The sequence below is a fragment of the Streptomyces sp. Edi4 genome (assembly GCF_040253615.1).
Lineage (GTDB): Bacteria > Actinomycetota > Actinomycetes > Streptomycetales > Streptomycetaceae > Streptomyces.
In genome coordinates, this window is sequence record NZ_JBEJGY010000004.1 from 1,365,913 (window position 1) to 1,379,038 (window position 13,126).

A 13,126-nucleotide genomic window follows, 5' to 3' on the forward strand; every position below is an offset into this window, starting at 1 on the left:
AATTTGTCAACGTTCCGTGTGCACGCACCCCATGGCTTCCGCGCGGGGCGCTTTCCCCGTTCCCCCGGCGCCCGCGCCAGGTCCGGGCGGTGGGTCCGCGCGCGTGGCCCGGATGGGACGCATGTCACACCCGGGCCGTGCGGGATCAGCCCGCCAGGAGGGCCGCGCGGACCTCGTCCGCGTAGCGGGCGGCCGCCTCGCGCAGGGCGGCGACGTCGGGGCCGTGGCGCAGGACGCCGCGGCTGACGCTCGGGACCACGTCGCGCACGGCGGAGCCGAAGACCCCGGGCAGATCGGCCGGGGTCGCGCCCTGGGCGCCGATGCCGGGGGCCAGGAGGGGGCCGTTGATGGCGAGGTCCACGCCCGCGTCGCCGAGCGTGGCGCCGACCACCGCGCCGACGGATCCGAGCGGGTCGGCGCCCGCGTTCTCGGCCCTCATGTGGTCCAGCATCAGCTGGGCGATGGAGCGGCCGTCGGCGGCCGTCGAGCGCTGCACCTGCGCGCCTTCCGGGTTGGAGGTGAGAGCGAGCACGAAGACACCCGAGCCGGACGCGGCCGCGAGGTCGAGCGCCGGGCGCAGCGAGCCGAAGCCGAGGTAGGGCGAGAGGGTCACCGCGTCCGAGAACAGCGGCGAGGCGGGGTCCAGGTAGGTGGCCGCGTACGCCGCCATGGTGGAACCGATGTCGCCGCGCTTGGCGTCCATCAGGACCAGGGCGCCTGCCGCCCGGGCATCCTCGACCGCCTTCTCCAGGACGGCGACGCCGCGCGAGCCGAACCGCTCGAAGAACGCCGACTGCGGCTTGAGCACGGCCACCCGGTCGGCCAGCGCCTCGACGGTGATGCGGGTGAAGCGTTCGAGGCCCGCGATGTCGTCGCTCAGACCCCAGTCCGCGAGCAGGGAGGCGTGCGGGTCGATGCCGACGCACAGCGGGCCACGGGTGTCCATCGCCTCGCGCAGACGGGTACCGAAGGGGATCATGCCGCTGCCTTCTTCCGGGTCTCGGCGCCGACGGCCTCGGCGAGGGTGGCGTACGGGGAGGTCGCGAGCCGGGCCGCGAGGCCCTTGTGGATCGCGCGGGCCCAGAAGGGGCCCTCGTAGATGAAGGCGCTGTAGCCCTGGACCAGGGTGGCGCCCGCCAGGATGCGCTGCCAGGCGTCCTCGGCGTTCTCGATGCCGCCGACCCCGATCAGGACGAGCCGGTCGCCCACGCGGGCGTACAGCCGGCCAAGGACCTCCAGGGAGCGCTCCTTGAGCGGAGCGCCGGACAGGCCGCCGCTCTCCTTGACCAGACCGGCCGGGGACGTCAGGCCGAGACCGTCGCGGGCGATGGTGGTGTTGGTGGCGATGATGCCGTCGAGGCCGAGCTCGAGAGCGAGGTCGGCGACCGCGTCGATGTCCGCGTCGGCCAGATCGGGCGCGATCTTGACGAGCAGCGGGACGCGGCGGCCCTGGACGGCGCGGTCGGCGGCCTCGCGCACGGCGGTCAGGAGCGGGCGAAGGGACTCGGTGGCCTGAAGGTTGCGCAGGCCCGGCGTGTTCGGCGAGGAGACGTTCACCACGAGGTAGTCGGCGTGGCGGGCCAGGCGCTCGGTCGACTTCACGTAGTCGGCGGCGGCATCGGCCTCGGGCACGACCTTGGTCTTGCCGATGTTGACGCCCACGACGGTCTTGAACACCGCTGTGCGGGCCGCCAGACGGGCCGCCACCGCCGCCGAACCCTCGTTGTTGAAGCCCATGCGGTTGATCAGCGCGCGGTCCTGCACGAGGCGGAAGAGGCGCTTCTTCGGGTTGCCGGGCTGGGGCTCGCCGGTGACGGTGCCGATCTCGATGTGGTCGAAGCCGAGCATCGCCATGCCGTCGACCGCGACGGCGTTCTTGTCGAAGCCGGCCGCGAGGCCGAACGGGCCGTGCATGCGCAGGCCGAACGCCTCGGTGCGCAGCTCCTTGTAGCGGGGTGCGAGCACGGCGGCGACGAACGTACGCAGAACGGGGACGCGGGCCGCCAGGCGGATCCAGCGGAAGGCCATGTGGTGGGCCTGCTCGGGATCCATGCGCTTGAAGACGAGGTGGAAGAAGAGTTTGTACATGGTCGGTGTCCTCGGTGGCTCGGGGAGAGGGCTCATGAAGAGGGGGACACCGGTTGCGGTGTCCCCCTGCTTCCCCGTCTGCTAGTCGCGGGCCGCGGTCAGGTGTTCCGCGTGTTCCTGGAGGGAACGTACGCCCACGTCACCGTGGTTGAGGGCGTCGATGCCCTGGACGGCGGCGGCGAGCGCCTGGACCGTGGTCAGGCAGGGCACGGAGCGGGCGACCGCCGCCGTGCGGATCTCGTAGCCGTCGAGGCGGCCACCGGTGCCGTACGGCGTGTTGACGATGAGGTCCACCTCGCCGTCGTGGATGAGCTGGACGATCGTCTTCTCGCCGTTCGGGCCCTCGCCCTCGCTGAGCTTGCGCACGACCGTGGCGTTGATGCCGTTGCGGCGCAGCACCTCGGCGGTGCCGGAGGTGGCCAACAACTCGAAGCCGTGGGCTACCAGTTCGCGCGCCGGGAAGATCATCGTGCGCTTGTCCCGGTTGGCCACCGAGATGAACGCGCGGCCCTTGGTCGGCAGCGGACCGTAGGCGCCCGCCTGCGACTTGGCGTACGCGGTGCCGAACACCGAGTCGATGCCCATGACTTCACCGGTGGAGCGCATCTCCGGGCCGAGCACCGTGTCGACGCCGCGCCCGTGGACGTCGCGGAAGCGGCTCCACGGCATCACGGCCTCCTTGACGGAGATCGGCGCGTCCAGCGGCAGCGTGCCGCCGTCGCCCTCCCTGGGCAGCATGCCTTCGGCGCGCAGTTCGGCGACGGTGGCGCCCAGCGAGATGCGGGCCGCGGCCTTGGCGAGCGGCACCGCGGTCGCCTTCGAGGTGAAGGGCACGGTGCGCGACGCGCGCGGGTTGGCTTCGAGGACGTACAGGATGTCGCCGGCCATGGCGAACTGGATGTTGATCAGACCGCGGACGCCGACGCCCTTGGCGATGGCCTCCGTCGAGGCGCGCAGGCGCTTTATGTCGTGGCCGCCGAGCGTGATCGGGGGCAGCGCGCACGCCGAGTCACCGGAGTGGATGCCGGCCTCCTCGATGTGCTCCATGACGCCGCCGAGGTAGAGCTCGGTGCCGTCGTAGAGGGCGTCCACGTCGATCTCGATCGCGTCGTCGAGGAAGCGGTCGACCAGGACCGGCCGGGTCGGGCTGATCTCGGTGGACTCGGCGATGTAGGAGGCCAGGCGCTCCTCGTCGTACACGATCTCCATGCCGCGTCCGCCGAGCACGTACGAGGGGCGTACGAGGACGGGGTAGCCGATCTCGTCGGCGATGGCCTTGGCGCCGGCGAAGGTGGTGGCGGTGCCGTGCTTGGGCGCGGGCAGGCCGGCCTCGGCGAGCACCCGGCCGAAGGCGCCCCGGTCCTCGGCCGCGTGGATGGCCTCGGGCGAGGTGCCGACCACGGGGACGCCGTTGTCCTTGAGCGCCTGCGCCAGGCCCAGCGGGGTCTGCCCGCCGAGCTGGACGACGACGCCCGCGACCGGTCCGGCAAGCGTCTCGGCGTGGACGATCTCCAGGACGTCCTCGAGCGTCAGGGGCTCGAAGTACAGGCGGTCGGAGGTGTCGTAGTCGGTGGAGACGGTCTCCGGGTTGCAGTTGACCATCACGGTCTCGTAGCCCGCGTCGCTCAGCGCGAAGGAGGCGTGGACGCAGGAGTAGTCGAACTCGATGCCCTGGCCGATGCGGTTGGGGCCGGAGCCCAGGATGATGACCGCGGGCTTCTCGCGCGGGGCGACCTCGCTCTCCTCGTCGTAGGAGGAGTAGAAGTACGGCGTCTTGGCGGCGAACTCGGCGGCGCAGGTGTCGACCGTCTTGTAGACCGGGCGCACCCCGAGCGCGTGCCTGACCTCGCGCACCACGTCCTCGCGCAGACCCCGGATGCCGGCGATCTGGGCGTCGGAGAAGCCGTGGCGCTTGGCCTGGGCCAGCAGCTCGGGGCCGAGCTTGTCGGCGGCGGCCAGCTCGTCGGCGATCTCCTTGATGAGGAAGAGCTGGTCGACGAACCAGGGGTCGATCTTCGTGGAGTCGAAGACCTCTTCCTGGGTGGCGCCGGCGCGGATCGCCGCCATGACCGTGTTGATGCGGCCGTCGGTCGGGCGCTTGGCCTCGGCCAGCAGGGTGTCCTTGTCACCGGTCGGGCTCGTGAAGTCGAACTGCGAGCCCTTCTTCTCCAGGGAGCGCAGCGCCTTTTGCAGCGCCTCGGTGAAGTTGCGCCCGATCGCCATGGCCTCACCCACCGACTTCATGGTGGTGGTGAGGGTGGAGTCGGCGGAGGGGAACTTCTCGAAGGCGAAGCGCGGGGCCTTCACCACGACGTAGTCGAGCGTCGGCTCGAAGGAGGCCGGCGTCTTCTCGGTGATGTCGTTGGGGACCTCGTCCAGCGTGTAGCCGATGGCCAGCTTGGCCGCGATCTTGGCGATCGGGAAGCCCGTGGCCTTGGAGGCGAGCGCGGAGGAGCGCGAGACGCGCGGGTTCATCTCGATGACGATGACGCGGCCGTCGGCCGGGTCGATCGCGAACTGGATGTTGCAGCCGCCGGTGTCGACGCCGACCTCGCGGATGATCGCGATGCCGATGTCGCGCAGGCGCTGGTACTCGCGGTCGGTCAGGGTCATCGCCGGGGCGACGGTGATGGAGTCGCCGGTGTGCACGCCCATCGGGTCGAAGTTCTCGATGGAGCAGACGACCACGACGTTGTCGTTCTTGTCGCGCATCAGCTCCAGCTCGTACTCCTTCCAGCCGAGGATGGACTCCTCCAGAAGCACCTCGGTGGTCGGCGAGAGCGTGAGGCCCTGGCCGGCGATGCGGCGCAGTTCCTCCTCGTCGTGCGCGAAGCCGGAGCCCGCGCCGCCCATGGTGAAGGAGGGGCGCACCACGACGGGGTAGCCGCCGAGGGTGTCGACGCCGGCGATGACGTCGTCCATGGTGTGGCAGATGACCGAGCGGGCGGACTCGCCGTAGCCGATCTTCTGCTTGACGGCCTCGACGACGCCCTTGAACAGGTCGCGGTCCTCGCCCTTGTTGATGGCCTCGACGTTGGCGCCGATCAGCTCCACGCCGTACTTCTCAAGCACACCCTGCTCGTGCATGGAGATCGCGGTGTTGAGCGCGGTCTGGCCGCCGAGGGTGGGCAGGAGGGCGTCGGGGCGCTCCTTGGCGATGATCTTCTCGACGAACTCGGGGGTGATCGGCTCGACGTACGTGGCGTCGGCGATCTCCGGGTCGGTCATGATCGTCGCGGGGTTGGAGTTCACCAGGATGACCCGCAGGCCCTCGGCCTTGAGGATGCGGCAGGCCTGGGTGCCGGAGTAGTCGAACTCGGCTGCCTGGCCGATGACGATCGGGCCGGAGCCGATGACCAGGACGGACTGGATGTCGGAGCGCTTAGGCACGCTGGCCCTCCATGAGCTCTACGAAGCGGTCGAAGAGGTACGCGGCGTCGTGCGGGCCCGCGGCGGCTTCGGGATGGTACTGGACGCTGAAGGCCGGCTGGTCGAGCAGCTGGAGGCCTTCGACGACCTGGTCGTTCAGACAGACGTGGGAGACCTCGGCGCGCCCGTAGGGCGTCTGCGAGACCTCGTCGAGCGGCGCGTCCACGGCGAAGCCGTGGTTGTGCGCGGTGACCTCGACCTTGCCGGTGGTGCGGTCCTGCACGGGCTGGTTGATGCCCCGGTGGCCGTACTTCAGCTTGTAGGTGCCGAAGCCGAGCGCGCGGCCGAGGATCTGGTTGCCGAAGCAGATGCCGAACAGCGGTGTCTTGCGTTCGAGTACGGCGCGCATCACGGCGACGGGACCGTCGGCGGTGGCCGGGTCGCCCGGGCCGTTGGAGAAGAACACGCCGTCGGGGCCGACCGCGTACACGTCCTCGGCGGTGGCGGTCGCGGGCAGCACGTGCACCTCGATGCCGCGCTCGGCCATGCGGTGCGGGGTCATGCCCTTGATGCCGAGGTCCACGGCGGCGACGGTGAACTTCTTGGTCCCGACGGCGGGGACGACGTACGTCTCCTTGGTGGCGACCTCTGCGGAGAGGTTCGCGCCCACCATCTGGGGCGCTTCCTTCACGCGGGCCAGCAGGGTCGCGTCGTCCGCGACCGCCTCGCCCGAGAAGATGCCGACGCGCATGGCGCCGCGCTCGCGCAGGTGGCGGGTGAGGGCGCGGGTGTCGACTCCCGAGATCCCGACGACGCCCTGCTGGACGAGTTCGTCGTCCAGGGTGCGGCGCGAGCGCCAGTTGGAGGGCATGCGGGCGGGGTCGCGCACGACGTAGCCGGCCACCCAGATCCGCGCGGACTCGGGGTCCTCGTCGTTCACGCCGGTGTTGCCGACGTGCGGGGCGGTCATCACGACGACCTGGCGGTGGTACGACGGGTCGGTCAGGGTCTCCTGGTAGCCGGTCATGCCGGTGGAGAACACGGCCTCGCCGAAGGTCTCCCCCACGGCCCCGTAGGAGCGGCCGCGGAAGATGCGGCCGTCCTCCAGGACGAGTACGGCGGGAGTCGCCTTTCCTGAGGGGGCGATTCCCCGGGTGGAGGTCGTCATCGTGCGGCGCCTTCCGTCGTGGTGGTGGGTTGTTCAGTGGTCTGAGTGGCGCGAGCGGCCTGAGCGGCGCGAGCGGGCTCGGGCATGGAGTTGATGGCCGCGACCCAGGCCGGGTGCTCTTCGGCCCGGTCGGAGCGGAAGCCCGAGTCGATCAGCCGGTCGCCGTGGTGCCAGGTGACGACCAGCAGCCCGCCCTCGGTGAGGACCTTGCCCGCGATGCCCTTGTCGAGCCGGGCCTCGTGGAGCTGTGCGGCCGGGACGAAGAAGTCGTTCGCCCCGGGGCGTACGACGACCAGGCCCGCGTCCGTCAGGGTGAGCTCCGCCTTGCTGCGCACGCCGAGGCCGTGCGCCACGATGCGGTCGAGCCACTGCCCGGCGGTGGTGGAGCCGTGGTAGCGGCCGCTCAGCCTCAGTTTCACCTCGCCGGGCTCTTGCGGCGCGGCGGGGAGGGCGGGAAGGTCGGACTGGAGGCGGCGGCGCCACTGCCAGCCCTGGCGCATCAGCCAGTAGACGAGGGCCACGAAGAGCGCGAGGCCGACCAGCCAGCCGATGCGCCCGCCCCAGTTGGTCACCTCGGCGGACTTCTCCTCGGCGGCCAGATTGATCAGTGGTGCGTACCTCACGCCAGCTTCCCGTCCACGAGCGTTGCCCGGCCCCGCAGGAAGGTGTGCGTGACGCGCCCGGGCAGCTCGCGGCCCTCGTAGGGGGTGTTGCGGCTGCGGGAGGCGAAGCCCGCGGGGTTCACCTCACCACGGTATGCCGGATCCACCAGGGTCAGGTTGGCGGGTTCGCCTGCCGAGACGGGTCGGCCGTGGCCGGTGGCCCGCCCGATCTCGGCGGGCTTGTGCGCCATGCGGTCGGCGACGCCCGCCCAGTCGAGCAGCCCGGTCTCGACCATCGTGTGCTGGACGACCGAGAGCGCCGTCTCCAGGCCGACCATGCCCATGGCGGCGGCGGCCCACTCGCAGTCCTTGTCCTCGTGCGGGTGCGGCGCGTGGTCGGTGGCGACGATGTCGATGGTGCCGTCGGCCAGCGCCTCGCGCAGCGCCATGACGTCCTTCTCGGTGCGCAGCGGCGGGTTGACCTTGTAGACCGGGTTGTAGGAGCGGACCAGCTCATCGGTCAGGAGCAGGTGGTGCGGGGTGACCTCGGCGGTGACGTCGATGCCGCGCGACTTGGCCCAGCGGACGATCTCGACCGAGCCGGCCGTGGAGAGGTGGCAGATGTGCACGCGGGAGCCGACGTGCTCGGCGAGCAGCACATCGCGGGCGATGATCGACTCCTCGGCGACGGCGGGCCAGCCGCCGAGGCCGAGCTCGGCCGAGACGACGCCCTCGTTCATCTGGGCGCCCTCGGTCAGGCGGGGCTCCTGGGCGTGCTGGGCGACGACGCCGCCGAAGGCCTTCACGTACTCCAGGGCGCGGCGCATGATCACCGCGTCGTGGACGCACTTGCCGTCGTCGGAGAAGACGGTGACGCCGGCGGCGGATTCGTGCATGGCGCCGAGCTCGGCGAGCTGCTTGCCCTCAAGGCCCACGGTGACGGCTCCGATGGGCTGCACGTCGCAGTAGCCGGACTCCTTGCCGAGCCGCCAGACCTGCTCGACCACGCCCGCGGTGTCGGCGACGGGGAAGGTGTTGGCCATGGCGAACACGGAGGTGTAGCCCCCGCTCGCGGCCGCCCGGGTGCCGGTCAGGACGGTCTCGGAGTCCTCGCGGCCGGGCTCGCGCAGGTGGGTGTGCAGGTCGACGAGGCCGGGCAGCAGGATCTGGCCGGTGGCGTCGACGACGGTCGCGTCCCCGGCGTCGAGGCCGGTGCCGACGGCTGCGATGGTCTCGCCGTCGATCAGTACGTCCTGGACGTCACCGCCGAGGACCTTCGCACCACGGATAAGGATCGTGCTCATGGTTACTTGTTCTCCGCATCGGTGGGGCGGGCGTGGCTGACGGCGGGCTCGTTGCCGCCCAGGAGCAGGTACAGGACCGCCATACGGGTGTGGACGCCGTTGGCGACCTGTTCGACGACCGTGCAGCGGTCGGAGTCGGCGACCTCGGCGGTGATCTCCATGCCGCGCACCATCGGGCCGGGGTGCATGACGATGCCGTGCTCGGGCATCTTGGCCATGCGGTCGCCGTCGAGTCCGTAGCGCCGCGAGTACTCGCGCTCGGTCGGGAAGAAGGCGGCGTTCATGCGTTCGCGCTGCACACGCAGCATCATCACCGCGTCGGACTTCGGCAGCACGGCGTCCAGGTCGTACGACACGTCGCAGGCCCAGTGTTCGACGCCGACCGGGAGCAGGGTGGGCGGGGCCACCAGGGTGACCTCGGCGCCCAGGGTGTGCAGAAGGTCGACGTTGGAACGGGCGACGCGGCTGTGCAGCACGTCGCCGACCAGGGTGACGCGCTTGCCGGAGAGGTCCTGGCCGAGCGCGTCCTCGCCGACCAGGCGCCGGCGCATGGTGAACGCGTCGAGCAGCGCCTGGGTGGGGTGCTGGTGGGTGCCGTCGCCGGCGTTGATGACGGGCGCGTCGATCCAGCCGGACGTGGCCAGGCGGTAGGGGGCGCCGGACGCGCTGTGGCGGATGACGACGGCGTCCACGCCCATCGCCTCCAGGGTCTGCGCGGTGTCCTTCAGGGACTCGCCCTTGGAGACCGAGGAGCCCTTGGCGGCGAAGTTGATGACGTCGGCCGACAGGCGCTTCTCGGCGGCCTCGAAGGAGATCCGGGTGCGGGTGGAGTCCTCGAAGAACAGGTTGCAGACGGTCCGGCCGCGCAGGGCAGGGAGCTTCTTGATGGGCCGGTCGGAGACCCGGGCCATCTCCTCGGCGGTGTCGAGGACGAGGACGGCGTCGTCGCGGGTGAGGTCGGCGGCCGAGATGAGGTGACGCATCATCGGGGGGTTCTCCAGGTGGGATGGAGGGTGGGGGCGTGCGGGCGCGCAGAAGCAGCCCGTGCGGGTCCGAGGGGCCGTACGGGGGTGCGGGGAGCTACTGCTCGCCGGCCGGAGCGGTCTGCTTGACACCGAGCAGCACGGCGTCGCGGCCGTCCTCCTCGGCGAGCTGGACCTTGACCGTCTCCCGCAGCGACGTGGGGAGGTTCTTGCCGACGTAGTCGGCGCGGATGGGCAGTTCGCGGTGGCCGCGGTCGACGAGGACCGCGAGCTGGACGGCGCGGGGGCGGCCGAGGTCGCCGAGGGCGTCCAGGGCGGCGCGGATGGTGCGGCCGGAGAACAGGACGTCGTCCACCAGGACGACCAGGCGGCCGTCGATGCCGTCGCCGGGGATCTCGGTGCGGCCGAGCGCGCGGGCGGGCTTCATCCGCAGGTCGTCGCGGTACATGGTGATGTCGAGGGAGCCGACGGGGGTCTTGCGCCCGGTGATGGCTTCGAGCTTCACGGCGAGCCGTTCGGCGAGGAAGACGCCTCGGGTCGGGATGCCGAGGAGCACCACGTCGTCGGCGCCCTTGGCGCGTTCGACGATCTCGTGGGCGATGCGGGTCAGGACGCGGGCGATGTCGGGGCCTTCGAGAACGGGCCGCGCCGCATCGGGATGCGCCGGATCCTGCTGGTTCTGCGGGTGCTGCGTGTCCATATGAAACGGACCTCCTTCTCCGCCTCACGGGACGGACCTTAAAGGACGTCGAAATTGCGACCCCCACGTTACCAGGGGCCGAGGCCCGCCCGGTACCGGCCCCTCACTCGGACGGGTGAACGGGCCGGGACGATCGCCGTGACCAGGAGGGGCGCGCCACGCCCGGAGCGTGTCACTCCTGCGGGGCGGGGGTGTGGACCATTCGGCTTGACTCGGCCAAGTAACGCTGCGTAACCTCACAGTGAGTTACAGCCGCGCGGCGGAGCCGCACGTTGTCACAGCGTCCGGGGAGCTATATGTCCAGCGAATACGCAAAACAGCTCGGGGCCAAGCTCCGCGCCATCCGCACCCAGCAGGGCCTGTCCCTGCACGGTGTGGAGGAGAAGTCCCAGGGCCGCTGGAAGGCCGTCGTGGTCGGGTCGTACGAGCGTGGCGACCGCGCCGTGACCGTTCAGCGCCTCGCCGAGCTGGCGGACTTCTACGGGGTCCCGGTGCAGGAGCTGCTGCCGGGCACCACGCCGGGCGGGGCCGCCGAGCCGCCGCCGAAGCTCGTCCTCGACCTTGAGCGGCTGGCGCACGTGCCGCCGGAGAAGGCCGGCCCGCTCCAGCGTTACGCGGCGACCATCCAGTCGCAGCGCGGCGACTACAACGGCAAGGTGCTCTCGATCCGCCAGGACGACCTGCGCACCCTCGCCGTCATCTACGACCAGTCGCCCTCGGTCCTCACCGAGCAGCTGATCAGCTGGGGCGTCCTGGACGCGGACGCGCGCCGCGCCGTCGCCCACGAAGAGGCCTGACGGCCTTAAGCAGAAACGTGCCGCCGGGCCCGGCGGGAGCAATGGCTCCCACCGGGCCCGCCGGCATTTCGGGAGGCGCTCGGGGCTCCGGGGTGCCCGGGGCTCCGGGAGAGATCCGCAACCCCGGGTCGCGGGCCCCGGGGCCTCCCGAGTTCCCGTGGGACCCGGGTTCCCAAGGCCGGCTCCAGGGCCGCCCGCGTGCCCGAGGATGCCGGTAGTGCTCGGGGCTCCGGGGCGCCCAGGAATCCCGAGGCCGGGCTCCAGGCCGGCCCCCCCGAGTACCCGAAGAATCCGGGACCCCGAGGCCGGACTCCGGGCCTCCCAAACGCCCAGGGGACTCGGAATTCCGAAGGCAGGCCCCGGGGCCACCGGAGTTCCCGCGGGGACCAGGATCCCGAAGCCGGACGGCCCCCGAGTACCCGAAGAATCCGGGACCCCATGGCCGGACTCCGGGCCTCCCAAACGCCCAGGGGACTCGGAATTCCGAAGGCAGGCCCCGGGGCCACCGGAGTTCCCGGGGAGCCAGGATCCCGAAGCCGGACGGGCCCCCCGAGTGCCCGAAGAATCCGGGACCCCGAGGTCGGGTCCCAGGCCCCCTAGTACTCGGGGGACCCGGGCCCCGAGGTCGAGGGACCACGGGCCCCCCGAGTGTCCGAAAGATCCGGGATCCCGAGATCGGGCTCTGGGGCTTCCCAAGTCCCCGAGATGTCCCGGATGCCGAGGCCGGACCTCGGCCTCCGGGGACCGGGCCCCCAGAGTCTCCGGGATCCCGGGGGTGCCGGGTTGCCGAGGGTCCCGGGTTCCGAGGGGTCCGGCGGTCCCGGGCCGGGTTGCCGAGGGTCCCGGGTTCCGAGGGGTCCGGCGGTCTCGGGCCGGGTTGCCGAGGGTCCCGGGTTCCGAGGGGTCCGGCGGTCCCGGGCCGGGTTGCCGAGGGTCCCGGGTTCCGAGGGGTCCGGCGGTCCCGGGCCGGGTTGCCGAGGGTCCCGGGTTCCGAGGGGTCCGGCGGTCCGGGGGCCTCCCCGGGATGCCGAAGGGCCCGCGGCGTGTGCCGCGGGCCCTTCGTTGGCTCCTGTACCGCCGGAGGCTAGTCGCGGCGCAGGCTGGGCTTGAGATCCTTGAAGCGGGCGAGCATTCCGTTCACGAAGGCCGGGGAGTCGTCCGTGGAGAACTCCTTGGCCAGCTGGACGGCCTCGTCGATGACGACCGCGTCGGGCGTCTCGTCCTCCCAGACCAGCTCGTAGGTGCCGAGCCGCAGGATGTTCCGGTCGACGACCGGCATCCGGTCGAGCGTCCAGTCCACCGCGTAGGTGGAGATCAGGTCGTCGATGCGGTCCACGTACTCCGCGTACCCCTCGACGAGCTGCATCGTGTACTCGTTGACCGGAGGCTGACGGTCGTCGGACCGCGAGTGCCGCACCCAGTCCGCGAGGACCGTCTGCACGGTCTCACCGCGCTGGTCGGCCTCGAAGAGGATCTGGAAGGCGCGCTTGCGGGCCTTGTTCCGGGCAGCCACGGTTAGCTGTTCACCCGGCCGAGGTAGTCGCCCGTGCGGGTGTCGACCTTGATCTTCTCACCGGTGGTGATGAAGAGCGGGACGCCGATCTCGTAACCGGTCTCCAGGGTGGCCGGCTTGGTGCCGCCGGTGGAGCGGTCGCCCTGGACGCCCGGGTCGGTGTGCTGGATGGTCAGCTCGACGGCGGCCGGCAGCTCGACGTAGAGCACCTCGCCCTCGTGCTGCGCGACCGAGGCGGTGAAGCCCTCGATCAGGAAGTTGGCGGCGTCGCCGACAGCCTTGCGGTCGACCATCAGCTGGTCGTACGTGTCCATGTCCATGAAGACGAAGTAGTCGCCGTCCATGTACGAGAACTGCATGTCGCGCCGGTCAATGGTGGCCGTCTCGACCTTCACACCGGCGTTGAAGGTCTTGTCGACCACCTTGCCGGAGAGCACGTTCTTGAGCTTGGTGCGCACGAAGGCCGGGCCCTTGCCGGGCTTGACGTGCTGGAACTCGACGACGGACCAGAGCTGGCCTCCGTCGAGCTTGAGCACCAGGCCGTTCTTGAGGTCGTTCGTGGAAGCCACGGTTGCGGAATCTCCTGGACTGAAAGCTGGTGG

The 13,126-nt window shown here is 71.1% G+C and carries 11 protein-coding genes; 1 reads left to right on the plus strand and 10 read right to left on the minus strand.

What is annotated here, in order from left to right:
• Positions 1-145 precede the first annotated feature (145 nt).
• The 8 genes from pyrF to pyrR form a co-directional block, all read right to left on the minus strand.
• Entirely contained in the window at positions 146-979 is an 834-nt protein-coding gene (gene pyrF / locus ABR738_RS08175; RefSeq protein ID WP_350229305.1) for an orotidine-5'-phosphate decarboxylase, read from the minus strand.
• Positions 976-2,088 carry a quinone-dependent dihydroorotate dehydrogenase gene (locus tag ABR738_RS08180; protein ID WP_350229306.1) on the minus strand — a complete coding sequence of 371 codons (1,113 nt, stop codon included), beginning with the start codon at positions 2,086-2,088 and terminating at the stop codon, positions 976-978. Before ABR738_RS08180 ends, pyrF begins: the two co-directional genes overlap by 4 nt.
• Positions 2,089-2,169: 81 nt before the next feature.
• Positions 2,170-5,478: a carbamoyl-phosphate synthase large subunit gene (gene carB / locus ABR738_RS08185; protein ID WP_350229307.1), complete on the minus strand. Its 3,309-nt coding sequence runs from the start codon at positions 5,476-5,478 to the stop codon at positions 2,170-2,172.
• Positions 5,471-6,625 carry a glutamine-hydrolyzing carbamoyl-phosphate synthase small subunit gene (gene carA / locus ABR738_RS08190; RefSeq protein ID WP_350229308.1) on the minus strand — a complete coding sequence of 385 codons (1,155 nt, stop codon included), beginning with the start codon at positions 6,623-6,625 and terminating at the stop codon, positions 5,471-5,473. The genes carB and carA overlap by 8 nt, the downstream gene beginning before the upstream one ends.
• On the minus strand, positions 6,622-7,248 hold the full coding sequence (locus ABR738_RS08195; RefSeq protein WP_350229309.1) for a PH-like domain-containing protein: 627 nt from the start codon (positions 7,246-7,248) through the stop codon (positions 6,622-6,624). Before ABR738_RS08195 ends, carA begins: the two co-directional genes overlap by 4 nt.
• Entirely contained in the window at positions 7,245-8,531 is a 1,287-nt protein-coding gene (locus tag ABR738_RS08200; protein WP_350229310.1) for a dihydroorotase, read from the minus strand. The genes ABR738_RS08195 and ABR738_RS08200 overlap by 4 nt, the downstream gene beginning before the upstream one ends.
• A gap of 2 nt (positions 8,532-8,533) precedes the next feature.
• A complete protein-coding gene (locus tag ABR738_RS08205) occupies positions 8,534-9,517 on the minus strand; it encodes an aspartate carbamoyltransferase catalytic subunit (RefSeq protein ID WP_350229311.1) in 984 nt (327 codons plus the stop codon).
• A gap of 94 nt (positions 9,518-9,611) precedes the next feature.
• A complete protein-coding gene (gene pyrR, locus ABR738_RS08210; protein ID WP_350229312.1) occupies positions 9,612-10,214 on the minus strand; it encodes a bifunctional pyr operon transcriptional regulator/uracil phosphoribosyltransferase PyrR in 603 nt (200 codons plus the stop codon).
• Between the two features lie 296 nt (positions 10,215-10,510).
• Here pyrR and bldD point away from each other — a divergent pair, with 296 nt between their 5' ends.
• Positions 10,511-11,011 carry a transcriptional regulator BldD gene (gene bldD / locus ABR738_RS08215; RefSeq protein ID WP_093894511.1) on the plus strand — a complete coding sequence of 167 codons (501 nt, stop codon included), beginning with the start codon at positions 10,511-10,513 and terminating at the stop codon, positions 11,009-11,011.
• 1,084 nt (positions 11,012-12,095) lie between these two features.
• Here the strand turns inward: bldD and nusB are convergent.
• Both nusB and efp read right to left on the minus strand, forming a co-directional pair.
• Positions 12,096-12,524, minus strand: coding sequence for a transcription antitermination factor NusB (nusB, locus tag ABR738_RS08220; protein WP_350229313.1), 429 nt, complete (start codon positions 12,522-12,524; stop codon positions 12,096-12,098).
• Between the two features lie 2 nt (positions 12,525-12,526).
• Positions 12,527-13,093 carry an elongation factor P gene (gene efp / locus ABR738_RS08225; protein WP_350229314.1) on the minus strand — a complete coding sequence of 189 codons (567 nt, stop codon included), beginning with the start codon at positions 13,091-13,093 and terminating at the stop codon, positions 12,527-12,529.
• Positions 13,094-13,126 lie beyond the last annotated feature (33 nt).

What these genes read in the sequence shown, in the direction of transcription:
- pyrF (WP_350229305.1), bottom strand. Translation starts at nt 979, where the DNA reads ATGATCCCCTTCGGTACCCGTCTGCGCGAGGCGATGGACACCCGTGGC.
- ABR738_RS08180 (WP_350229306.1), bottom strand. Translation starts at nt 2,088, where the DNA reads ATGTACAAACTCTTCTTCCACCTCGTCTTCAAGCGCATGGATCCCGAG.
- carA (WP_350229308.1), bottom strand. Translation starts at nt 6,625, where the DNA reads ATGACGACCTCCACCCGGGGAATCGCCCCCTCAGGAAAGGCGACTCCC.
- ABR738_RS08200 (WP_350229310.1), bottom strand. Translation starts at nt 8,531, where the DNA reads ATGAGCACGATCCTTATCCGTGGTGCGAAGGTCCTCGGCGGTGACGTC.
- ABR738_RS08205 (WP_350229311.1), bottom strand. Translation starts at nt 9,517, where the DNA reads ATGATGCGTCACCTCATCTCGGCCGCCGACCTCACCCGCGACGACGCC.
- pyrR (WP_350229312.1), bottom strand. Translation starts at nt 10,214, where the DNA reads ATGGACACGCAGCACCCGCAGAACCAGCAGGATCCGGCGCATCCCGAT.
- bldD (WP_093894511.1), top strand. Translation starts at nt 10,511, where the DNA reads ATGTCCAGCGAATACGCAAAACAGCTCGGGGCCAAGCTCCGCGCCATC.